The sequence below is a fragment of the Pseudotabrizicola sp. genome (genome assembly GCF_030684215.1).
In the GTDB taxonomy this organism is placed as follows: domain Bacteria; phylum Pseudomonadota; class Alphaproteobacteria; order Rhodobacterales; family Rhodobacteraceae; genus Pseudotabrizicola.
On sequence record NZ_JAUXOV010000073.1, the window covers coordinates 234469 to 256559 of the forward strand.

23 protein-coding genes are annotated in these 22091 nt (G+C 61.6%); 10 read left to right on the forward strand and 13 right to left on the reverse strand.

Translation table 11 applies throughout. The features are described from left to right. Positions 1–35 precede the first annotated feature (35 nt). A complete protein-coding gene (gene rsmA, locus Q8K08_RS17940; protein ID WP_305251030.1) occupies positions 36–878 on the forward strand; it encodes a 16S rRNA (adenine(1518)-N(6)/adenine(1519)-N(6))-dimethyltransferase RsmA in 843 nt (280 codons plus the stop codon). A gap of 53 nt (positions 879–931) precedes the next feature. Here rsmA and Q8K08_RS17945 read toward each other — a convergent pair whose 3' ends face one another. From Q8K08_RS17945 to prfA, 3 genes are all read right to left on the reverse strand, one after another. Continuing rightward, positions 932–1777, reverse strand: coding sequence for a DUF4167 domain-containing protein (locus Q8K08_RS17945; protein ID WP_304797314.1), 846 nt, complete (start codon positions 1775–1777; stop codon positions 932–934). Positions 1778–2031: 254 nt separating this feature from the next. Continuing rightward, positions 2032–2850 (reverse strand): peptide chain release factor N(5)-glutamine methyltransferase, encoded by an 819-nt coding sequence (gene prmC / locus Q8K08_RS17950; RefSeq protein WP_305251098.1) that lies wholly within the window; start codon positions 2848–2850, stop codon positions 2032–2034. Between the two features lie 11 nt (positions 2851–2861). Next, positions 2862–3917: a peptide chain release factor 1 gene (prfA, locus tag Q8K08_RS17955; protein WP_304797316.1), complete on the reverse strand. Its 1056-nt coding sequence runs from the start codon at positions 3915–3917 to the stop codon at positions 2862–2864. A gap of 249 nt (positions 3918–4166) precedes the next feature. Here prfA and Q8K08_RS17960 point away from each other — a divergent pair, with 249 nt between their 5' ends. Then, complete coding sequence (locus Q8K08_RS17960) at positions 4167–5225, forward strand: AI-2E family transporter (RefSeq protein WP_305251032.1); 1059 nt, start codon at positions 4167–4169, stop codon at positions 5223–5225. A gap of 16 nt (positions 5226–5241) precedes the next feature. Here the strand turns inward: Q8K08_RS17960 and Q8K08_RS17965 are convergent, their stop codons facing one another. The 4 genes from Q8K08_RS17965 to Q8K08_RS17980 all read right to left on the reverse strand — a co-directional run bounded on the left by Q8K08_RS17965 (position 5242) and on the right by Q8K08_RS17980 (position 8527). Then, entirely contained in the window at positions 5242–5772 is a 531-nt protein-coding gene (locus Q8K08_RS17965) for a dihydrofolate reductase family protein (protein WP_304797320.1), read from the reverse strand. A gap of 10 nt (positions 5773–5782) precedes the next feature. Next, positions 5783–6205 carry a DUF1499 domain-containing protein gene (locus Q8K08_RS17970; RefSeq protein ID WP_304797322.1) on the reverse strand — a complete coding sequence of 141 codons (423 nt, stop codon included), beginning with the start codon at positions 6203–6205 and terminating at the stop codon, positions 5783–5785. A gap of 69 nt (positions 6206–6274) precedes the next feature. Continuing rightward, positions 6275–7240, reverse strand: a complete 966-nt coding sequence (gene speB, locus Q8K08_RS17975; protein ID WP_305251035.1) for an agmatinase — start codon at positions 7238–7240, stop codon at positions 6275–6277. A gap of 123 nt (positions 7241–7363) precedes the next feature. Then, positions 7364–8527, reverse strand: coding sequence for a M20 aminoacylase family protein (locus Q8K08_RS17980; protein ID WP_305251037.1), 1164 nt, complete (start codon positions 8525–8527; stop codon positions 7364–7366). A 57-nt stretch (positions 8528–8584) separates the two neighbouring features. Here Q8K08_RS17980 and mazG point away from each other — a divergent pair, with 57 nt between their 5' ends. The 3 genes from mazG (at position 8585) to Q8K08_RS17995 (ending at position 11842) form a co-directional block, all read left to right on the forward strand. Next, positions 8585–9427 (forward strand): nucleoside triphosphate pyrophosphohydrolase, encoded by an 843-nt coding sequence (gene mazG, locus Q8K08_RS17985; protein WP_305251038.1) that lies wholly within the window; start codon positions 8585–8587, stop codon positions 9425–9427. 78 nt (positions 9428–9505) lie between these two features. Beyond that, positions 9506–10513 (forward strand): Fe(3+) ABC transporter substrate-binding protein, encoded by a 1008-nt coding sequence (locus Q8K08_RS17990; protein ID WP_304800227.1) that lies wholly within the window; start codon positions 9506–9508, stop codon positions 10511–10513. A gap of 381 nt (positions 10514–10894) precedes the next feature. After that, positions 10895–11842, forward strand: coding sequence for a nucleoside hydrolase (locus Q8K08_RS17995; RefSeq protein WP_304800229.1), 948 nt, complete (start codon positions 10895–10897; stop codon positions 11840–11842). On the opposite strand, the gene Q8K08_RS18000 is transcribed toward Q8K08_RS17995, so the two are convergent. After that, positions 11843–12865, reverse strand: a complete 1023-nt coding sequence (locus Q8K08_RS18000) for an ATP-binding protein (protein WP_305251041.1) — start codon at positions 12863–12865, stop codon at positions 11843–11845. It abuts the gene before it with no gap. Positions 12866–13033: 168 nt separating this feature from the next. On the opposite strand from Q8K08_RS18000, the gene Q8K08_RS18005 reads away from it, so the two are divergent. Then, the gene (locus Q8K08_RS18005) at positions 13034–13396 is read left to right on the forward strand and encodes a hypothetical protein (RefSeq protein ID WP_304803082.1); all 363 of its coding nucleotides are present in this window, start codon (positions 13034–13036) and stop codon (positions 13394–13396) included. Here the strand turns inward: Q8K08_RS18005 and Q8K08_RS18010 are convergent. The 3 genes from Q8K08_RS18010 to Q8K08_RS18020 are packed head-to-tail and all read right to left on the reverse strand — an operon-like array spanning position 13393 to position 15451. Further along, positions 13393–13920 carry a gamma carbonic anhydrase family protein gene (locus Q8K08_RS18010; RefSeq protein WP_304803080.1) on the reverse strand — a complete coding sequence of 176 codons (528 nt, stop codon included), beginning with the start codon at positions 13918–13920 and terminating at the stop codon, positions 13393–13395. The genes Q8K08_RS18005 and Q8K08_RS18010 overlap by 4 nt on opposite strands. Further along, positions 13917–14552, reverse strand: coding sequence for a guanylate kinase (gene gmk / locus Q8K08_RS18015; protein ID WP_304803078.1), 636 nt, complete (start codon positions 14550–14552; stop codon positions 13917–13919). The genes Q8K08_RS18010 and gmk overlap by 4 nt, the downstream gene beginning before the upstream one ends. Positions 14553–14554: 2 nt before the next feature. Continuing rightward, complete coding sequence (locus Q8K08_RS18020) at positions 14555–15451, reverse strand: YicC/YloC family endoribonuclease (RefSeq protein ID WP_304803076.1); 897 nt, start codon at positions 15449–15451, stop codon at positions 14555–14557. Between the two features lie 244 nt (positions 15452–15695). Between Q8K08_RS18020 and Q8K08_RS18025 the strand changes: the two genes are divergently transcribed. Further along, a complete protein-coding gene (locus tag Q8K08_RS18025; protein ID WP_305251044.1) occupies positions 15696–16334 on the forward strand; it encodes a PAS domain-containing protein in 639 nt (212 codons plus the stop codon). A gap of 59 nt (positions 16335–16393) precedes the next feature. On the opposite strand, the gene Q8K08_RS18030 is transcribed toward Q8K08_RS18025, so the two are convergent. Next, positions 16394–17764, reverse strand: coding sequence for a class II 3-deoxy-7-phosphoheptulonate synthase (locus Q8K08_RS18030; RefSeq protein ID WP_305251046.1), 1371 nt, complete (start codon positions 17762–17764; stop codon positions 16394–16396). 168 nt (positions 17765–17932) lie between these two features. On the opposite strand from Q8K08_RS18030, the gene Q8K08_RS18035 reads away from it, so the two are divergent. The 3 genes from Q8K08_RS18035 to Q8K08_RS18045 all read left to right on the forward strand — a co-directional run bounded on the left by Q8K08_RS18035 (position 17933) and on the right by Q8K08_RS18045 (position 20882). After that, positions 17933–18949: a GlxA family transcriptional regulator gene (locus Q8K08_RS18035; RefSeq protein WP_304796902.1), complete on the forward strand. Its 1017-nt coding sequence runs from the start codon at positions 17933–17935 to the stop codon at positions 18947–18949. A 62-nt stretch (positions 18950–19011) separates the two neighbouring features. Next, complete coding sequence (locus tag Q8K08_RS18040; RefSeq protein WP_305251050.1) at positions 19012–20106, forward strand: caspase family protein; 1095 nt, start codon at positions 19012–19014, stop codon at positions 20104–20106. Further along, the gene (locus tag Q8K08_RS18045) at positions 20103–20882 is read left to right on the forward strand and encodes a M15 family metallopeptidase (protein ID WP_305251052.1); all 780 of its coding nucleotides are present in this window, start codon (positions 20103–20105) and stop codon (positions 20880–20882) included. The genes Q8K08_RS18040 and Q8K08_RS18045 overlap by 4 nt, the downstream gene beginning before the upstream one ends. On the opposite strand, the gene Q8K08_RS18050 is transcribed toward Q8K08_RS18045, so the two are convergent. Continuing rightward, on the reverse strand, positions 20879–22006 hold the full coding sequence (locus Q8K08_RS18050) for a PQQ-dependent sugar dehydrogenase (RefSeq protein ID WP_305251054.1): 1128 nt from the start codon (positions 22004–22006) through the stop codon (positions 20879–20881). The two genes, Q8K08_RS18045 and Q8K08_RS18050, sit on opposite strands and share 4 nt — an antisense overlap. Positions 22007–22091: the final 85 nt, after the last annotated feature.

Consider the following 22091-nt stretch of genomic DNA (forward strand, 5'->3'; position numbering starts at 1 on the left):
TATTTGAGAACAGAAAATGAAAAGGGTGCGGGGATATGGCGACGATTGATGGATTGCCACCCCTGCGCGAGGTGATCCGGGCGCATGATCTGGTGGCGAAAAAACAGCTGGGGCAGAACTTTCTGCTCGATCTGAACCTGACCGCCAAGATCGCGCGGATGGCGGGCGATCTGGCGGGCTGCGATGTGCTGGAGGTGGGACCGGGACCGGGGGGGCTGACGCGCGGGCTGTTGGCAGAGGGCGCACGCCGGGTGCTGGTCGTAGAGAAAGACCCGCGCTGTGTGCCGGCGCTGGAGGAGATTGCCGCGACCTATCCGGGGCGGCTGGAGATTGTGCAGGGCGATGCGTTGGAGCTGGATGTGGCGTCGCGGCTGAACGCGCCGATCCGGGTGGTGTCAAACCTGCCCTATAATGTGGGGACGGAGCTGTTGATCCGTTGGCTGTCGCCTGCTGTCTGGCCGCCGTTCTGGACCTCGCTGACGCTGATGTTCCAAAAGGAAGTGGCCGAGCGCATTGTGGCCCGCCCGCGCAGCGACCACTACGGGCGGCTGGCCTTGCTGACGCAATGGCGGGCGGAGCCGAAGATCGTCATGCATCTGCCCCCCGAGGCGTTCACGCCTGCGCCGAAGGTGCATTCGGCAGTTGTGCATCTGACCCGGTTGGAGGCGCCGCGCTTTCCTGCCGATGCAGCGGTTCTGTCGCGCGTGACGGCGATGGCTTTCAACCAGCGCCGCAAGATGCTGCGGTCAAGCCTCAAGGGGCTTGGCGGCGATGTCGAGGCGTTGCTTGAAGGTGTGGGAATTGTGCCGACCCAGAGGGCCGAAGAAATCGGGCTGGAGCAGTTTTGCGCGCTGGCCAGAGCGGTGGCGGCGCGTTGAGCCGCAAAGCACAACGCCGCCTCTGAAGGGCGGCGTTGCGGGGTGTTTCACCTTTATTCAGCAGCTTCGCGTGGGCTACCATCGTCCGGTGCTGCACTGGCCTCACCGGCATCTTTGGGTTTTTTCGGCGCGCGGGCGCGGCGGGGCTTCGGCTCTGCCGCCGGGGCTGCCACATCGGCAACCGGCGCAGGTGCTGGTTGCGGCGCAGGTGTTGGCTGCGGCGCGGGGGCTTCTGCGTGCTGAGGTGCGACCTCTGCCGGACGGTCCTCAACGTTGCGCTCGGGGCGCGGCGGGCGCGGACCACGGGTGTTGCGGTTTTCGTCGCGGTTGCGATTGCGCTCGCCTTCGGGGCGGTCATTGCGGCGCGGACGGTCTTCGCGGCGCGGCGCATCACCCACCGGGCGCGCTTCGGGTGTCTCTACCAGACCGCTATCCTGACCGCGCGGATCGTCGATCATGCCGAGTTCGGGCTGATCGCCCTGCCCGGAATCGGTATGGCGGTCATCGCGCCAAGGACGCGCATCGCGCCCGTCACGGGTATTGTTGTTATTGTTATTGCCCTGCTGGCCACCCTGCTGACTGCTATGTTGGCCATTCTGCTGGCCTCCATTCTGGCCAAACTGCTGCTGGCGCGCCTCTTGCTCGGCCGCCATTTCTCGCTGTGCCTCACTGAGCATACGGGTATAATGTTCGGCGTGCTGCAGAAAATTCTCGGCCGCCACACGGTCATTCGACAGCTGCGCGTCACGCGCCAGAAGCTGATACTTTTCGATGATCTGCTGCGGGGTGCCACGCACCTTGCCCTCGGGGCCCGAGCTTTCGAACACCCGGTTGATGATATTGCCGAGCGTGCGCGGGCGGTTCTGCTTGGAACGCGAACGGGACTTGGAAGAGCGCATCTTGTCCTTTGATCCGACTGTCCGACTTGCCCGCATGTAAAGCACCGGGATGGCGCACCCCCTGTTCAGGGCAAATGAGGCAAGTTCGGGTTTAAGCATTGTCTGAACGGGGGCTGAGATGCCCACCGCGCTGTAACAACGCCTAAGTTTGAATAATCATGTGGCGCGGCGTCTGACAAGCCGATTCTGCATCAATTTATGTGGATTACTGCCCCAGTGACGCTTTTCCGCCGCTTTGTGAGCCAAAGTCGCGCTTAGGCAACCTGCCCCGCAACCACCCGGTCACGGCCGTCCATATCCGGCAAGACCCGGATTCTGTGCAAACCGGCGCCTTCTAACAGCCGCGAAACCGCTACCCCTTGGGTCGGCCCGATTTCCAGCACAAGCCTTCCCCCCGATGCCAGATGTGCCACCGCGCCCGCCGCAATAGCGCGATACGCGTCCAGCCCGTCACCGCCGGGGGTAAGCGCCAGATGTGGCTCGTACAGGCGCACTTCGGGGGACAGATCCGTCATTTCGGACGCCGCAATATAGGGCGGGTTTGACACGATCAGATCGAACCTGCCCTGCACCGGATCAAACCAGGAACCTGTAGCAAAGCTGCACCGGCCTGAAAGACCCATCGCTTGGGCATTGGCTTTTGCCACCTCCAGCGCGGCGGGCGACAGATCAACCGCCATGCCGTTGGCCGCAGGCCGATCGGCCAGCAGCGACAGCATGATCGCGCCTGACCCGGTGCCAAGGTCTAGAACGCTTGCAAAGGGGGCTGTCAGCGCCTCGGCCACCAGCGCTTCGGTCTCGGGGCGCGGGTCCAGCACATCGGGGGTGACGATGAAGCGCCGACCCCAGAACAGCCGCCCCCCGGTCAGATGCGATACCGGCTCACGCAGGCTGCGCCGCTGGACCAAGGACGCAAAGCGCGCGAGGACGTCCGCCGCCGTATCATCGGGCAGATGCAGGGTCAGCCGGTCGGGCGCAATGCCCGCCGCATGAGCCAAAAGCACGCGCGCATCTTTTGACGAATCCGGCACGCCAGCGGCGCGCAGATCGCGCACCGCCTGGGCCAAGGCCATTGCATAAGTGCTCACAACCCGGCCTCGGACAGCTTTTGCGCCTGATCTTCGGCTTGCAGGGCGTCAATGATCGAATCCAGATCGCCCGCCATCACCTGTGCCAGCGAATAAAGCGTCAGGTTGATCCGGTGATCGGTCATCCGGCCCTGCGGGAAATTATAGGTGCGGATGCGTTCGGACCGGTCGCCTGACCCCACCTGCGCCTTGCGGTCGGCGGATCGTGCGGCGTCAATCCGCTCGCGCTCCATCTCGAAGAGACGCGCACGCAAGACCTGCATCGCAATCTCGCGGTTGCGGTGTTGCGACTTTTCCGCACTGGTCACGATGATACCTGTCGGCAAATGGGTGATCCGCACCGCGCTGTCGGTCGTGTTCACATGCTGGCCGCCGGCGCCCGACGCCCGCATCGTATCGATGCGGATGTCGCTTGCGGGGATGTCCAGATCGACTTCCTCGGCCTCGGGCAGCACTGCGACCGTGGCGGCGCTGGTGTGGATGCGGCCCTGCGCCTCGGTTTCGGGCACGCGCTGCACGCGGTGGGTGCCGGCCTCATACTTCAGCCGGGCGAAAACTCCTTCGCCCTGCACATGCGCCGTCACCGATTTGATGCCGCCAAGGTCAGACAGCTGCTGCTCCAGTATCTCAAACCGCCAGCCCTTGGCCTCGGCATAGCGCTGATACATCCGCAAAAGATCGCCCGCGAACAAGGATGCCTCATCCCCCCCGGTGCCGGGCCGGATTTCAAGGATCGCAGGCCGCGCATCGGCGGCGTCGCGCGGCAACAGCGCCACCCGCAAGGCCTGCTCAATCTCGGGGATACGCGCGCGCAGGCGGGGCAGTTCTTCTTCGGCAAGCGCCTTCATCTCGGGGTCGGCCAGCCAGCCCTCGGCGTCGGCCATATCATCCAGCGCGCGGCGATAGGCGGCGACCTGATCGACCACGGGTTTCAGCTCGGAATACTCGCGACTGAGCGCCGCGATGTCACCGGGGGCTGCCCCGGCATTCAGGCGCGCTTCGAGAAACTCGAACCGCTGGGTGATCTGCGCAAGTTTATCAAAAGGAACCATCCGCGCGGTGTCGCGCGATTGCGGGGGCTGGTCAAGGGTTCGCCCTGTTACAGCTGCATATCCCTGAAAATTTCTTGAAAGAAAGGAACCCATGGCTACCATCGGCGTTGTGTCTGGTCATGCGATGCTTTGGGCACGCTTTTTAGGGGACTGTGGGTCAAAATGGCGCCTGTGAATTATCAAGCGGTCCACAAATTTCCCACCAATCCCGAAAGTGCGACCGACCGGCCCAAACCGTCATGGCCCCTGGTGGGCCTGTTCATTCTGGCCATGATCGCAGCAATAGCCTTTGCCCGCGATTTCCTGATGCCGATCACCTTTTCAGTGCTGTTGTTCTTTGTGTTTGTGCCCGTCCGCCGTCGCCTGTCACGGCTGGGCGTGTCCCCCGGCATTACCGGCGCCGCGATTGTCTTTGGCCTGTTCTTCGGCATCATCGCTCTGTTCTGGTCGGTCTCTGGTCCGGCAGGACAATTGATCGCGGATATGCCGGAAATTCAGTCGGCCCTGACCGAAAAGCTGCAACGTCTGCGCGGCACGTTCGAGACCATCGACAGCGCCATGAGCCAGATGGAGGCCGAAGCCGACCCCGAGGCTGAAACCAGCCCCGGCTTTGACGTGGCGTCGGCTATTCTGAACGGGCTTTACACCACGCCCGGCGTTCTTGGGCAGGTGGCGTTGACGCTGTTCTTGCTGTTTTTCCTCATCGCCTCGGGTGACCTGATTTACCTCAAAATCGTGCAAAGCTTTGATACCTTGCGCGAAAAGCGCAACGCCTATTCCGCCCTGCGCGAGATTGAGGAAAGCCTTGGCAGCTATCTGGGAGCCATCACGTTGATCAACGCCTGCCTTGGCCTGACCATCGGGCTTGCCATGTGGGCGCTTGGCATGCCGTCGCCGCTGTTGTTCGGGCTGTTGGCATTTTCACTGAACTTCATTCCCTATCTGGGGGCGATTACCGGGGTTGGTATTGCGCTTCTGGTGGCGCTGGTGACATTTTCCGATGTGTTCTGGCCCGTGATGATCGCCATGACCTACCTGACGATCACCACGTTAGAGGGGCAAGTGATCACCCCCTATTTCGTCGCGCGCCGCTTGCAGATGAATGCGGTGGTGGTGTTCTTGACAGTCGCGCTTTGGGCCTGGCTGTGGTCGGTGATCGGCATGATCATCGCGGTGCCGCTTCTGGTGGTGATCTCGGTCATCTGCGACCATGTGCCGGGTTTGGAAAAACTGGGCAATTTCCTTGCGGGGGATGATCCGGTCCCGCTGGCCGAAGAAGAGCCAAACCTGAAACCCGACACCACATAGGGCTTGGGCGTCCGCGCTAGTGCGGCACATAGCTCAGCCGCAGCACATCGCCTGCCATCTGGTCGCAACTGACCAGCCGCAATGCAGGGCGAGGGCTGGCGAAAAAGGGGGTGCCCTGCCCCAGCACCACCGGATGAAGATAGATGCGGTATTCGTCTATCAACCCAAGTGCGGTCAGGCTTTGTGCCAGACAGGGGCCCGCCACCTCGATCTCGCCGTCATGCTCGGCTTTCACCGCGCGCACCTCTGACTCCAGATCGCCCCCGATCAGTGTGGCATTGGGGCCGACGGCCCCCAACAAGCGCGAGGCCACCCATTTCGGCTGACGCCGCCACGCCGCCGCAAAGGCATGCTCCGCAGCTTCCCATTCCGGGTGGTCATCATCCCAATAGCGCATGATTTCATACATCTGACGGCCATATATGCTGCCCGTCTGGGCCTCGGCCTCTGCGATGAAATGGCGAAACAGCGCAGGCGCCGGAGCAAAGGCCATGTGATCGACATAGCCATCAAGTGACTGGTTCATCCCGAAAACAAGTCTTGCCATGCCTTGCTCCTTACAGTGCCGCCAGCCAGTCCTCCAGCCGTGCGGCATTCACGCCGATATCCTCACGGCCAAAGCGCAGGCGGGCGTGGACATAAAGCCCGTCCGGCCGCACCTCTGCCGTGGTAAAATCGGGAAATCCCCACAGGGCAGACCGCGTGACCCAGGTGATCCGCCCCTCGGCCACCGATCCGGCAAGCCGGGCCGTGCGGGGTGTCTCTTGTGCCAAGGCATCCAGCCACACCAGCAGTTCGCCCGGCGCACCCTTGCTCTGCGACAACCGCAACCGCGCGCCGCCGGGTTCGCGCAACACGCTGTCCCACGCCCCTGTCACATCGGGTGACACATGCCACCGCGCTGGCTCTATAGGGGCCAAGCGCACAAGGGCCATCAGCCCCAACAGCGCAATGATCCCAAAGGCAAATATCAGCCCCATATTGCGCACCCCTGCCCATCTCATCTGAAAAAACGTCTCATCTGAAAAAAGTCTCATTTGAAAAACGGCTCATCTGCGAAACTTTGCCCAATGATACAGACAAATCAGTTCATGCGCCACATGCGCGCCCGCAATCGCGGTGGCCCCGCTGGTGTCATAGGCGGGGGACACCTCGACCACATCGCCGCCGACCATGTTGATCCCGGCAAGATCCCGCAAACACGCCGCCGCCTGCCAAGAATGCAAGCCCCCCCACACCGGTGTGCCGGTGCCGGGTGCGCAGGACGGGTCAAGGCAGTCAATATCAAAGGTCACATAACAGGGCCGGTCGCCGACGATCTGCCTTGCCCGCGCCACCGCATGGGCTGTGCCCTTTTCATGCACCGTGCGGGCGTCGATATACTCGACCCCCAGATAATCATCACAATGAGTGCGGATGCCGATCTGAACGCTCGCCGCCGGATCAATCACGCCCGATTTCACCGCCTTGTAGAAAAACGTGCCGTGGTCGATCCGGTCCATAGCATCATCGGCCCAAAGGTCGGAATGGGCATCAAAATGGATAACCGCCATAGGCCCGTATTTCTCGGCATAGGCGCGCAGGATCGGCAGGGTGATGAAATGATCCCCCCCCAGGGTGACGGTCCCCGGCCCCGCCGCCAATATCCCTCGGATATGGTCGGTCAACAGCCCCGGAAAGCTGGGCGTATGGGCATAGTCAAACGCCAGATCGCCGTAATCGACGATGGCCATCTCCTCCAGCGGGCTGGTCGGCCAGCCATATGGAGGGTCAAACGGCTGCAACGCGCTCGCCTCGCGGATCGCGCGCGGGCCAAAGCGCGCGCCGGTCCGATGTGTCACCGCCTGATCGAACGGCACCCCGGTGATGGCCAGATCAACCCCCGCCAGATCCTTGGTATAGGTCCGGCGCAGAAAGCTGGTTGCCCCGGCAAAGGCGTTTTCGAAGGCCAGCCCTTTTAACCCCTTGCGGGTAAAAGCCGTATCCACCTGCTGTTTTGCATCTTCCAAAGCCATGTCAAAAAAACCCCGTTTGCCAAACGGTCGTCATTCTGTCCCTCGGAGACGCGCCAAATCCGGATGGGCCGAGATGGCCCGAGCGTTGCCTTGCTGTCAACCCCGGCCCCTGCCCTTGTGATGCTACCCCAAGGGCTGTGCGCGCTCGACCAGTCGGGCAAAGAAGCTGGCACCAATCGGGGCGGCATCATCGTTGAAGTCATAGGCGGCGTGGTGCAACCCCGCGCCCGGACCGATGCCCATGAACAGATAGGCCCCCGGTCGGGCCTCTAGCATGTAACTGAAATCCTCCGACCCCATTTCCCGGCCAGATCTGGCATTCACCGCCGCCTCACCCGACACTTCGACCGCGACCGACGCCGCGAAATCGGCTTCTTCCGGGTGGTTGATCGTGGCCGGATAGCCCCAGTCATAGTCAACCTCGGCGGTCACATTGAACGCGGTCGCTTGACCGGCCACGATCTCCAGCACCCGGCGCTTGAGCAGATCGCGCACATCGGGTTTGAAGGATCGGATCGTCGCGCAGAACGTGGCGACCTCGGGAATGATGTTTGACGCCGTTCCCGCATGGATTTGCGTGACCGAAATCACCGCCTCATCCATCGCGTAAACATTGCGCGGAATGATGGTCTGCACCGCCTGCACCATGGCCACCACCGCCACCACCGGGTCGATACATTCATGCGGTGTGGCCCCATGCCCGCCTTTGCCGGTCACCGTGACCCAAGCCGTATCGACCGACGCCATCAGCGGCCCCGGTGTGGTCTGGAAATAGCCCAAAGGAATGTTGGGCGCGTTGTGGATGCCAAAGACGCGGGCGATGTTGAACTGGTCCATCACGCCTTCCTGCACCATCACATTGCCGCCGCCACCTTCTTCCTCGGCAGGCTGGAACAGGATCGCCGCCCGCCCGGCAAAATTGCGCGTCTCGGCCAGATATTTCGCCGCGCCAAGCGCCATCGTCACATGCCCGTCATGCCCGCAGGCATGCATCCGGCCGGGTACGGTCGAGGCATAGTCAACGCCCGTCATTTCCTCGATCGGCAGCGCGTCCATATCGGCGCGCAGGCCAATCGTCGGCCCTGCGCCCTGCCCGTTGATAATCGCCACCACCCCGGTTTTCGCGATCCCTTCATGAATTTCATCCACCCCCATCTCGCGCAGGCGGTCGACGATGAAGGCGGCGGTGTTGTGGCAGGCAAACTCCAGCTCGGGATTTGCGTGCAGATGCCGACGCCAGCCCTTCATTTCTTCGGCAAAAGCCGCGATACGGTTCAGGACGGGCATGGGTCTTCTCCTTTGGACTTCGGCCTTTGATCAAATCGGAAAACGAAGGCCGCCGCAATGCCCCCAACCTCTGATGACCTGAGCAGACGCAACCAGCTTGTTCACGATCCCGATGGTGGCCTACCGCGCCTGCGCGAAATCATGGCGCGGTTGCGGGATCCCGCCACGGGTTGCCCGTGGGATCTGGAGCAGGATTTCGCAAGCATCGCCCCCTTTACGATTGAGGAAGCCTATGAGGTGGCCGACGCCATAGAGCGCAAGGCGTGGGATGAGTTGCGTGGCGAGTTGGGCGACTTGCTGTTTCAGTCGGTGTTTCACGCGCAAATGGCGTCCGAGGCCGGGCATTTTGATCTGGATGATGTGATCCGGTCCATTTCTGACAAGATGCTGGCCCGGCATCCGCATGTGTTTGGCACCGAGTCGCGCGACAAATCCGCCGAGCAACAAACCGCCGACTGGGAGGCGCTAAAGGCGCGCGAACGCGGCCCCGCGCGTGTGCTGGACGGTGTGGCGCTTGGTCTGCCGGCACTGATGCGCGCCGTCAAACTGCAACGGCGCGCGGCACGGGTGGGGTTTGACTGGCCCTCCACCGATGAGGTGGTGGCCAAGATCGCCGAGGAAGCCGCCGAACTGGTGGAAGCGCGCGATCAGTTGACCACAACCGAAGTGGCTGAGGAATTCGGAGATTTATTGTTTGTTATGGCAAACTTGGCGCGTCATCTTGAAGTGGACCCTGAAGCCGCCTTGCGCGCCGCAAACGCCAAATTCACCCGCCGGTTTCAACGGATCGAAGATTGGCTGGCGGAAACTGGCCGCCGCCCGGATCAATCCGATCTGGCCGAAATGGACGCTTTGTGGAACCGCGCCAAGGCCGAGGAAAAGGCACAGGTTGAAAAATAAAGTTTTTCACTCAACTATTGACCAAAGTGAAATTGTCGGATTTATGAGCAAGGCAATTTCCGACAAAAGGACTCAACCATGACCTTCCGTCTTTCCCTCGCAGCCCTTGCTCTTGGCACTGTGGCGATGCCCGCGCTGGCACAAGAGATTAACATCTACTCGCACCGCCAGCCGGAACTGATCCAACCGATCATTGACGCATTCACCGCCGAAACCGGCATCGCAGTCAATATTGCCTTTGTTGACAAGGGTATGTCGGAACGTCTGGTTGCCGAAGGCGACCGTTCGCCCGCCGATCTGGTCCTGACCGTCGATATCGCGCGTCTGACCCAGGTGGTGGATGCGGGCGTCACCCAACCGGTCGAGTCGCCGGTTCTGGCCGCCAATATCCCGGCAGAACTGCGGGACGATGCGAACCATTGGTTCGGCGTGACCACCCGCGCCCGCATCGTCTACGCCAGCAAAGACCGCGTGGCACCGGGCGAAGTCACCACCTATGAAGATCTGGCCGATCCGAAATGGGCCGACCGCATCTGCATCCGCTCGGGCACCAATGACTATAACGTAGCGCTGACCGCCGCTGTCATCGCGCACCATGGCGAAGAAGCCGCGAAAACCTGGCTGGAGGGCGTGAAAGCCAACCTCGCCCGCAAACCCGATGGCGGCGACCGGGACCAGGTCAAGGCGATTGCGGCTGGCGAATGTGATATCGCTGTCGGCAACACCTATTACATCGGCCAAATGCTGGCAGACCCGGAACAGCGCGCGGCGGCCGAAGCGGTAAACATCGTTTTCCCGACATTCACCGATGGCGGCACGCATGTGAACGTCTCGGGCGTGGCGCTGACCAAAGCCGCCCCCAACAAAGACAACGCCATCAAGTTCATGGAATGGCTGACGGGGGATGCGGCGCAAAAGATCTACGCCGAAACCAACTACGAATTCCCGGTGAAGGCTGGCGTGGAGAAATCCGAACTGGTGGCAAGCTGGGGTGAATTCACCGCCGATACCAAGCCGCTGACCGAAGTGGCCAAGCTGCGCCCTGCCGCGCTGAAGTTAATCGAAGAAGTAAACTTCGACGGCTAATAATTTGATAGTATTACGAAAGGCTCCGGGTTTTCCGGAGCCTTTTTCTATCTGACTGCAGACCATACGGTTGCCAGCCAGAGGAAAGCGCCTCATCTGGCTTGGCCTACCCGGAACGACAACACCGCAAGCTTTGCTGGCTCGGTTCTGGCTATGCCGGATTGCATCCATACAAATCGAACCCTCGACACACGGGCCGTCATCGCCCTAAACTCATTCCAGCCGATGGGCGTGCAGTCGACAGTTGGGCATTTTGCATGACCTTTTGCCCGCAACGCGGTCGACCTGACTCGATCACAGCACAGAACGCAGGGTAATTATTTTACCGTATGGACAAATCATTCACCTTGAGATTGAACGGCGCGCTCACAGGAGACTCCGATGACTGACAGTCCGCGCAAAATCATTATCGACACCGATCCGGGACAGGATGACGCTGTCGCCATTCTTCTGGCTTTGGGCAGTCCTGAAGATGTTGAAGTGCTGGGTGTCACCGCCGTCGCCGGAAACGTGCCGCTGGCCCTGACCGAACGGAATGCCCGGATCATCTGCGAACTTGCGGGCAGGACCGACATTCTTGTTTTTGCGGGCTGCGACCGTCCATTGACGCGCAAGCTGGTGACGGCGGAATATGTACATGGCAAGACGGGTCTCGATGGCCCGCAATTGGCCGACCCGACCATGCCGTTGCAAGAACAGCATGGCGTTGATTTCATCATCGACACCCTGCGCCATGAGCCGCCAAACACTGTCACGCTGTGCCCGTTGGGGCCGCTGACCAATATTGCCACCGCGCTGCAACGCGCGCCAGATATCATTGATCGTATTGAGCAGATCGTGCTGATGGGGGGCGCCTATTTCGAGGTGGGCAATGTCACTCCCGCTGCCGAGTTCAACATTTACGTTGACCCGCAAGCCGCTGATATCGTTTTTAAATCTGGAATTCCGATTGTGGTCATGCCGCTGGATGTGACCCACAAGGCGCTGACCACGGAAGAACGGGTGCAAGCCTTTCGCGACATGGGGACAGAGCCAGGCCGGATGGTGGCGGAATGGACTGATTTCTTTGAGCGTTTTGACATGCACAAATATGGCAGCAATGGCGCGCCGCTGCATGACCCCTGCGTGATCGCCTATCTGATCCGCCCAGAGCTGTTTCAGGGCCGTCAGATCAATGTTGAAATCGAAACCCAGTCAGAGCTGACCATGGGCATGACCGTGGCCGATTGGTGGGGCGTGACCGACCGTCCGGCCAATGCGATGTTCATGGGTGATGTTGACGCAGATGGGCTGTTTGCCCTGCTGTCTGAGCGGATTGCGCGGCTTTGATCACTCCAACGGCAGGATGACGGCGAAGGTGCTGCCCTTGCCGCGCTCGCTGACAATGTGCAGGCGGCCGCGGTGACGTTGCACGATATGTTTCACAATCGCCAAACCCAGCCCGGTGCCACCCTTCTCGCGTGAGCGGTGGCTGTCAACGCGGTAGAATCGCTCGGTAAGACGTGGCAGGTGCTGGGGGTCAATGCCCTCACCCTGATCAATTACCTCGATCCGAAGCGCCGCTGATTTTGGCAAGGTGTCCTGCGTGAGCCGCACCACCACATCACCCCCCGCGCCTCCGTATTTTACTGCGTTTTCCATCAGGTTCTGGAACACCTGCACCAGTTGGTCTGCATCGCCGGGAACCTGCGTGCGAATTCCTTCGGCAATATCCAGCCGCACCATCACACCCGACGTGTCTGCCACGGGCCGCAAAGTCGCCTTGGTAGAGCGCAAGATCTCGACCATATCGACCAAAGTTGTCGGGCGCACCCGTTCTTCGGCCTCTACCTTACTCAGGTGCAAAAGATCGCGGATCAGGCGGTTCATGCGCCCGGCCTCACGCTCCATGATCAACAAGAACCTCTCACGCGCGACCGGATCATCCTTGGCGGCGCCTTTCAGCGTTTCGATAAAGCCCGACAGCGCGGTCAGCGGAGAGCGCAATTCGTGGCTGACATTTGCCACAAATTCGCGCCGCATCTGGCCCATCTGCTCGGCCTCGGAAAGATCTTCCAGCACGCACAGCACACCCGCAGACTGCGGCAGAGGGGTCACCGTGACCCGATGCACCGCATCTTGCGATGGCCCCGGCACCACTTGCCGCGCAACGCTGGCCTCACCCTCGCGCAAGGCACGCGTCAAGGCCGCCTGCACCTCGGGATGTCGCAGAGCAATGGCGTGATGCCGCCCCAGCATTGCCGCCCCCAGCATGGTGACGGCGGCAGGATTCATCAATGTTATCCGCTCGTTAGGGCCAATAATTAGCGCGGGCAAAGGAATCCCCCCCAATATTGCCGTTTCGATCATCATTTACCCCGGATAGCTCTGTTGCCCTGCAATTACCCGCTTTGTGTTTCAATTACGAGACGCTGGGTTGAACTGGTTCAATTCAAGACTAAGATTGTGACACGGTATGACGTTGCGTCACTCTGTTCTATTTTTCCGCGATCACTCGACTCTCTCAGCAGGAGTGTTTTCTTGCCCATCGATGACGCCATTCCAGAAGGGGATGCAGCCCGCAGGCAGAACGAAACGGGTTCCGTTGTCAGCATCGGCTTGCCAGATACAGTTGCACAGCGTCTTGCAGGCCAGCGGCCCATTGTATCGCTTGCAGTCAAGGATATTCACACGGCGGGGCTGGATCGTCAGGACAATGTGGAAATCGGCTGTCTGCTGTTGGGCGGCGATATGGATGCGCTGGATATCATCACAAATCTGGGCAAGGCGGGGTTTTGTGGTGTTGTGACGGTTTTTTCCCCGCTCTTGCCCAATCCGCGCATGGTTGAACGTGAGCTTCGGTCCGCAGGCAAGGCAATGACTGTGCGGCTGGTGGTGCGCTAGGCAGTGGAGAGCGCGCGCAAGCCCACCCGGAACCGTGCGGCATTGGCACGGTAGCTTTCTGCAGATTGCAGCAATCGCGCCTGCGTCTCGGCGTCCAGAACCCGCACCACCCGGCCGGGGCTTCCCATCACCAAAGAAAAATCTGGTATTTCTTTGCCTTCGGTGATCAGCGCGCCAGCCCCTATCAAACAACCGCGCCCGATCTTTGCGCCGTTCAGCACAGTGGCCCCCATCCCGATCAACGTGCCCTCGCCAATGGTGCAGCCATGCAGCATCGCCTTATGGCCGATCGTGCAATTGGCCCCGATGGTCAGAGGATATCCCATATCGGTGTGCAGCACGCAGTTTTCCTGCACATTAGATCCTTGCCCGACGTGGATCACCTCGTTGTCACCGCGCAATGTGGCCCCGAACCAGACCGAGCTTTCCGCCTCCAGCACGATGCGCCCGATGATGTTGGCATCAGGCGCGGCCCATGCCGACGGGTCGATGACGGGGGCGATATCGCCTAGGACATAGATCATCTGGACTCAAACTCCCGGTTCAGGCCGCGCACGAAATCAGACAAGGCTGGCTGGCGGTCGCGGCGCATGCGTTCTGCTTCAAGAATGGTCAGCAAGTTATTGAAAGATTGGTCAAGATCGTCGTTCACAAGCACATAGTCATATTCCGCCCAATGGCTGATCTCATCGCGGCTTTTCGCCATCCGGCCCGCGATCACCTCATCGGTGTCTTGCGCGCGGCCCCGCAGCCGTCGGTCCAGTTCGGCAATCGACGGCGGCAGAACGAAGACCGAGACCACATCGCGGCCAAGCGCCGAGTTGCGGATCTGCTGGCCGCCCTGCCAGTCGATGTCAAACAGCGTGTCGCGACCCTCGGTCATCGCGGCCTCGACCGGGCCACGGGGGCTGCCGTAGAGGTTCCCGAACACCTCGGCATGTTCCAGCATCTGGCCCGTTGCGACAAGATCTTCAAACGCGGTCCGGGTCTTGAAGTAATACTCGCGCCCGTCTTGTTCACCGGGACGGGGCGCGCGCGTGGTGGCCGACACCGAAAAACGGATCGTCGGGTCCCAGTCCATCAACCGTCGCGCCAGCGTCGATTTGCCGGCACCAGACGGCGAGGACAAGATAAGTAAAAGACCGCGCCGCTGCATCGTCACTCCACGTTCTGAACCTGCTCGCGCATCTGATCTATCACGGTTTTCAGGTCAAGCCCGATCCGGGTCAGGGCAAGCGCCTGCGCCTTGGCGCACAGCGTATTGGCCTCGCGCATGAATTCCTGCATCAGGAAATCAAACTTGCGGCCTACGGGTCCGGTGTCGGCCAGCAGCGTGCGGGCGGCGTCGATATGGGCAGCCAAGCGGTCCAGCTCTTCGGTCACATCCTGTTTCACCGCGATCAGCGCCAGTTCCTGCGCCACCCGGCCCGCATCCGCGCCATCGGCATGGTCCAGCACCCGCGCCAAGGCGTCGCGCAAGCTGGCGGCGGCAGTGTCGCGGCGCGCGTCAGCTTGCGCCTTGGCGGCTGTGGTCAGCGTTTCAATCTGGCTCAGTTGCCCGGCAATCACTTTTTGCAGTGCCGCCCCTTCGGTCGCGCGCATTGCAGCAAACTCGGTCAGCAACGCGGGCAGATCGGCCATCAGCGCCGCGCGCAACGGCCCGGTGTCGTCATCCATCGATGCCGTTTCCAGCACGCCGCGCACCGCCAGCACATCGGCGGCGGTGGCTTGTGCCAGTGTCACGCCTGCATCCATCGCAGCCCCTTCGACCTGTTGCAGCGCCGCCAGCACCGCGCCCAGAACCGGCGTGTTCACCCGCAACCCCGACTCGGCCTCGGCGCCCTCACGGCTGACCTTCAGCGACAGACTGACATTGCCGCGCGACAGCGCCTTTTGCACATCGGTCCTCAGGGCCAGCTCCAGCCCATCCACCCAATCGGGCAGACGCAGCCGCAGATCCAGCCCCTTGCCATTCACAGACCGGATATCCCAAGCCCAGACAAACCCCGCGCCCTGCCCCTTTCGGGCGGCAAATCCGGTCATTGAAACGGTCATGAGTTCTCCTCGCCGCCGCTGCGGCGTTTACCATTTGTTAAGAATGCGGGCCCGCAGACCCATCCGTTCGTGTAGGGTGAACCCCAGACGGATGGCCAGCTTTGCGCAAACGGACCGTTGACCCGCCATCAGGCAGGCTCGGTCCGAACGGCATATCACGGCGGGAAAGGTCTGGGCAACCAACTGGCAAGCCGACAGGCGGGCGACCAGAGGGCGGCGCGGGCCAACAAGAAGGAATGGGAAGATGACGTTTGGCTGGAAAGGCCGCGACTCGGGCGGCAGCGATCATCAGGACAAGGGCCTGATCGCCGAGTTGCGCGCCTATTGGGAAGCGCTGCGCGAAGGCGAAATGCTGCCCCGACGTGATCGCGTGGACCCGCGCGGCATTGCTGGTGCGCTGGAGCATAGTTTTCTGATCGAGCGCATCGCGCCGGGAGTGGCGCGTTTCCGCATCTCGGGCATGGTGTTCAATGATCTGATGGGCATGGATATTCGTGGTATGCCAATGTCTTGCCTGTTTCTGGGGCCCGCGCGTGACCAGTTGCAACTGGGTCTGGAGCGGGTGTTCCGCGCGCCGTCCATTGTCACAATGGACTTGCTGGCCGAACGTAGTCTTGGGCGTGGCAATCTGTGCGGGCGCATGCAGGTTCTGCCGATGCTGAGCAATAAGGGCGAGAGCAATCTGGCGATAGGCTGTCTGGAGGTGAGCGGCGAAATAGGTCGTGCACCGCGGCGGTTTTCCATCACCGACACACGGCTGGAGCCGGTTCACCCCACCGATGCACCACCCGAACCCCACGCAGAGCCGCAGATTGACCCCGTGCTGCCGCGCCCGCCCCGCGCGCAACCGGGCGTGCCCTATTTACGTCTGGTCAAAGCCTGAACGCAAAAGGGCGGCGCCGATGGCACCGCCCTTTGAGTATGTGCAACAAACGCTGTACCCTACAGCGCAACGCGGTGGCCAACCTGACGGAAGGCCAGCAATTCTTCGGCCACCAGAAACGCCAGTTCCAGCGATTGGCTGGCATTCAGGCGCGGGTCGCAGGCGGTGTGGTAGCGGTCGGACAGATCCTCATCCGTCACAGCGCGCAAGCCCCCTGTGCATTCGGTCACGTCCTTGCCGGTCATCTCGAAATGCACGCCACCGGGGATCGTGCCCTCGGCCTTGTGCACCGCAAAGAACTCGCGCACTTCGGACAGCACCGCGTTGAACGGCCGCGTCTTGTAGCCCGAAGGCGACTTGATTGTGTTGCCGTGCATCGGGTCACAGGACCAGACCACATTGGCACCCTCTTCCTTGACCGCTTTGATCAGGCGCGGCAGATGTTCGGCGACCTTACCTGCGCCAAAACGCGCGATCAGGGTCAGACGGCCCGCCTCGTTCTGCGGGTTAAGCTTGGCCATCAGCACCTTGAGGTCTTCGGCGGTCGTGGTAGGGCCACATTTCAACCCGATCGGGTTCAGCACACCGCGGCAGAATTCCACATGCGCGCCGTCGGGCTGCCGGGTACGGTCGCCGATCCAGAGCATATGGCCCGACCCGGCAACGTTCTGGCCCGAAATGCTGTCCACCCGGCACAGGGCTTCTTCGTATTCCAACAGCAGCGCTTCGTGGCTGGTGTAGAAATCCACCGTGGTCAGCATATGGGCGGTGTCGGAATTCACCCCGGCCGCCGTCATGAAGTCCAGCGCGTCAGAAATTCGGTTCGACAACTCGCGGTAGCGTTCAGCCTTATCATGCTCGGCAAAGCCCAGCGTCCAGGAGTGAACGCGGTGAATGTCGGCAAAACCACCAGTAGAGAAGGCGCGGAGCAGGTTCAGGCTGGCCGCCGCCTGTGTATAGGCTTGCAGCATCCGCGCCGGGTCAGGCTGGCGTGCCTCGGGCGTGGCATCAAACCCGTTGATGATGTCGCCGCGATAGCTGGGGTATTCCACCCCGCCGATCACTTCCGTGGGGGCCGAGCGCGGCTTGGCGAACTGCCCGGCCATCCGGCCCACCTTGATGACAGGCACTTTCGCGCCATAGGTCAGCACAATGGCCATTTGCAGCATCACGCGGAAGGTGTCGCGGATGTTGTCGGCGCTGAATTCGGCGAAACTTTCAGCACAATCGCCGCCCTGCAACAAAAACGCCTTGCCCTCTGCCGCCAAAGCCAGTTGCTTTTTCAGCCGCCGCGCCTCGCCTGCAAAAACCAGCGGCGGATATTTTGCCAACTGAGCCTCAACAGCATTCAGCGCGGCACTATCCATATAATCAGGCATCTGCACCCGCGGTTTCGCGCGCCAGTCTGATTTCTGCCAGCCTTTGGTCATGGCCTTCTCCCTCCCACTCCGGGGTCGTTAGCGGTATCGCGGCGCTGTATACGATCTGAACCGCCGATTGCAAAGGCCCAAACGCCCCATCTGCCCGCCATCTGCCCCCTTGCGAAGGGCGAAATTTCCTGTCTGATAGCGCCATATCCGACATGAACAGGTCGCAAGATGCCCACGCCCCCTGCCCGCGCCCAGAAAACCGACCCGACCCCAGCCACAAAGCGCTTTGTCTTTGTGCTTCTGGACCGCTTTACAATGCTGTCGTTTTCCTGCGCAATCGAGCCGCTGCGCCTGGCAAACTACGTTGCAGGCAAGCCGCTTTACACATGGCTTCTGGCCGGTGAAGGCGGGATTGAGGCGACGTGCTCCAACGGTGCCACCTTCAAGCTGGATATCGGATTAGAGGATGTGGACCGTGACGACACGATCCTTGTCTGCGGTGGCATCGACATTCAGCGCGCCACCACCAAGCCGGTGCTGAACTGGCTGCGGCGTGAGGCGCGGCGCGGCAATGTCATTGGCGGGATGTGCACCGGCGCGCATGCCCTGGCCAAGGCCGGTCTGCTGGATGGCAAACGCGCAACGATCCATTGGGAGAACCAGGACGGGTTTCTGGAGGAGTTTGAGCAGGTAAAGCTAACCAAATCGGTGTTTGTGATGGACGGCAACCGTCTTACCACGGCGGGTGGTATTTCATCCATTGACCTGATCCTGAAAATCATTGCCGCCGATCACGGGCAGGATCTGGCAAACACGGTGGCGGATCTGTTGATCTATTCCACCATCCGCACCGATCAGGACACACAGCGCCTGTCGATTCCGACCCGGATCGGGGTGCGCCATCCGAAACTGTCGCAGGTCATTCAGATGATGGAAGGCAATATCGAAGACCCTCTGTCGCCTGCCGATCTGGCCGATCAGGTCGATATGTCCACCCGCCAGCTGGAACGGCTGTTCCGTCGCTATCTGAACCGAAGCCCCAAGCGCTATTACATGGAATTGCGTCTGGGCAAGGCGCGCAACCTGTTGATGCAGACGGATATGAGTGTGATCAACGTGGCCCTTGCCTGCGGCTTCGCCAGCCCGTCACATTTTTCCAAATGCTATCGCAGCCACTACAACACCACCCCCTACCGCGAGCGCGGGTCTCAGGGCATCACCCCGCCGGGTCGGTTGTCGATCTGATCAGCTTGCGGGATTGAAAATCGCTATGGTACGCTGGAATAGATGGTGAAGTGGGGTTTGAGATGCGGCGGCTGCTGATTGGCTTTGTGGTGACGCTGCTGGCCTTTGCCGCCAATGCCGCGCCTGAACGGCGCGCGCTGGTCATCGGCAACGATACCTATGAAAGCCTGCCCATACTGAAAAAAGCCCGCAACGATGCGCAGGCTGTTGCGGCCAGTTTGCACGATCTGGGCTTTGGCGTGGCGACCCTGACCGATGCCGACCGCCGGGCAATGACGCGCGCGGTGTCTGATCTGGCAAGCGCGGTCCAGCCCGGCGATGAAGTGCTGTTCTACTTTGCCGGACACGGGGTTGAGGTGAAGGGCCGCAACTATCTCTTGCCTGCCGACGCCCCCACTGTGCGTCCGGGGGATGAGGCGTTTCTGACTGCCGAGAGCCTTGCGGTAGATGACATCCTGTTCACCCTGCAATCGCGGGGCGCGCGGGTGACCGTGCTGATCCTTGACGCCTGCCGCGACAACCCTTTTCCGCGCGATGGTATGCGGTCGGCGGGTGGCGCGCGCGGGTTGGCCCCGATTGCTGCACCCGAGGGGGCGTTCATTTTGTTTTCGGCCGGCACCGGGCAATCGGCACTGGATGCGCTGTCGTCCGGCGACGCTGACCCGAATTCGGTTTTCACCCGCGCGCTGCTGCCCTTGCTGGCGGCCCCCGGCCTGCCCTTGCAAGAGATGGCGCGCGCGCTGAAATCGCAGGTCGAGGAAACTGCGGCCACCATCAATCACAAACAGCGCCCCGCGTATTATGACGAGCTGACGGGCGATTTCGTGCTGAACGCAGGCGCGCTGGTCAAGGCAGCCCCCGGCGTCGCCCTTCCACCACCCGTGCCAGCCGTCGCGGCTCTGCCCGCCCCAGTTGCTGCTGCGGTGGTCGTGCCGACATGGCGGGTCAAGGCGGGGGTATCACAGGGGTTTATGAACGCCCGCACCGGCCCCGGCACCATGCACGCGATTTTGTTTCGCATCACAGAGCGCAGCGGCGGGTTGACCTTGGCTGAATGTCGCAAATCCGATCCGGGTGGCGGTCGGGGGGACTGGTGCCTTGTCAGCTTTGACGGCAAGCAGGGTTGGGTCTCCAAAACCGGGCTGGAACAGGAATGAAGCGGATTGTTCTTGCGGCGTTGCTCACCTCGCCCGTCGGGGCCGAACCGTTGCCCCCCGGCTTTGTGCATCTGTCCAGAGTTGCGCCACAGATCGCGCAAGACATCCGCTATGCGCGCGACTTCAACTTCATCGGTGCGCCAGTTCCCGGATATGACGCCGCCGAATGCATCCTGACCACCAACACCGCGCAGGCGCTGATCCGGGTAGAGGCGCGGCTGGCAGAGCAGGGCTTTGGTCTGGTGGTATATGACTGCTACCGGCCCAAGCGCGCGGTGGCGCATTTCGCCAGATGGGCCACCCAATCCGAACCACCCGACCACCGCCCCCCCGGCGTGGAACCCGCAGGCGACACCCCGCCCGAGGCCCCGACCCCGGCGCAGGTATTCTACCCTGACCTGACCCGCAACCAACTGATCCCCGGCGGTTATATCGCGCGCCGTTCCGGGCATTCCGTTGGCCATACGGTCGACGTTTCTCTGCGCCTAAAGGGGACAGCGGTGCCGCTGCCTGACTTCCCCGATGCTGGCCGTTGCGATGCGCCCCAGCACAACCGCGCCGATGAAGGGCTCGATATGGGCACCGCATATGATTGCTTTTCATCGCTGTCTGCCGATAAAGCCACGGTCTCAAGAGAGGCGCAGTCCAACAGAAAAGTCCTTACCCGCGCGATGGAGGCAGAGGGGTTCAGAGGCTATGCCAAGGAATGGTGGCACTTTCGTAATACCACCGACCCATCAACAAAGGCGCATGATTTCCCAGTCAGCGCGCCCTAGCTGGCATTCTCCGGGGCCAAGCGGTAAATCGCGCCTTCGATCACCGACACAAACCAGATCGAGCCGTCCGGTGCCTCGCGCACATCGCGCACGCGGGCGGTTTCTGCCGATTCGATGCGTTCTTCAGCAAAGCCGGTTTCTGCTGGCGTGTCGGGATCCAGACGCGACAGAAAACTGGTGTTCAGCGATCCGGTAAAGATGTCGCCCGCCCATTCCGGCACCAAAGCGCCGGAATAGACGATCATGCCAGATGGCGCGATGGACGGATCCCAATAATGCGCGGGTTGCTCCATTCCATCCCGTTCCTGCCCCTCCCCAATGCTGGCACCGTTGTAATTCACGCCGTAACTTATGACGGGCCAGCCGTAGTTTTTGCCCGCCTCGACACGGTTCACCTCGTCGCCGCCTTGCGCACCATGTTCGACCAGCCACAACGCGCCGTCAGGGCCAAGGGTGGCCCCTTGGGCGTTGCGATGGCCGATCGAATAGATCCCGCGCCGCCAGCCCTCGATTGTGGTCGCGGTTGATCCGTCACGGTTCAGGTGAATCACGCTGCCCTCGACCGTTTGCGGATTTTGTGCCTGCATGCCCGCCGGCCCGGTGCCCCGGTCGCCTGTGGTGATGAACACGGTGCCATCCTGCGCCTCGACGATGCGACTGCCGAAATGGCGCCCGCCGGACATGCCATCGCCGACGTAAAGCATGTCGAACCCTTCCAGCGCCGATCCGTCATCCGACAGGCGCCCCTTGCCAACGGCTGTGGCGGCCCCGCCATCCACGCTTGCCGAATAGGTCAGCCAGACCTCACGGCTTTGCGCGAAATCGCGCGGGATCATCACATCCAGCAAGCCGCCCTGCCCTTCGGCGTAAACCTCTGGCACGCCGGTAATGTCGGTGGGCTCGCCGTCGCGCAGCAGCAACAGCCGCCCCGCACGCTCGGTCACCATCACCGCGCCATCCGGCAAAAAGCCAACCGCCCAAGGCTCATCAAACCCACTGGCCACAACGCTGATCTGCATTGGTCCGGCCGAGGTATCGACCGTGGTTTGCGCCGCCGCGATGCCCGTCATCAGGGCCAAAGCGGAAACGGGGGCGATAAGGGCTGAAATGCGGGTGCGGGACATGAAACCTCCTGAAAATTCGTCTTATGGAACAATGCGACCGCACCATCACAGGTTCCAGCAGACTCGCGCGACTGTGATGCCACGT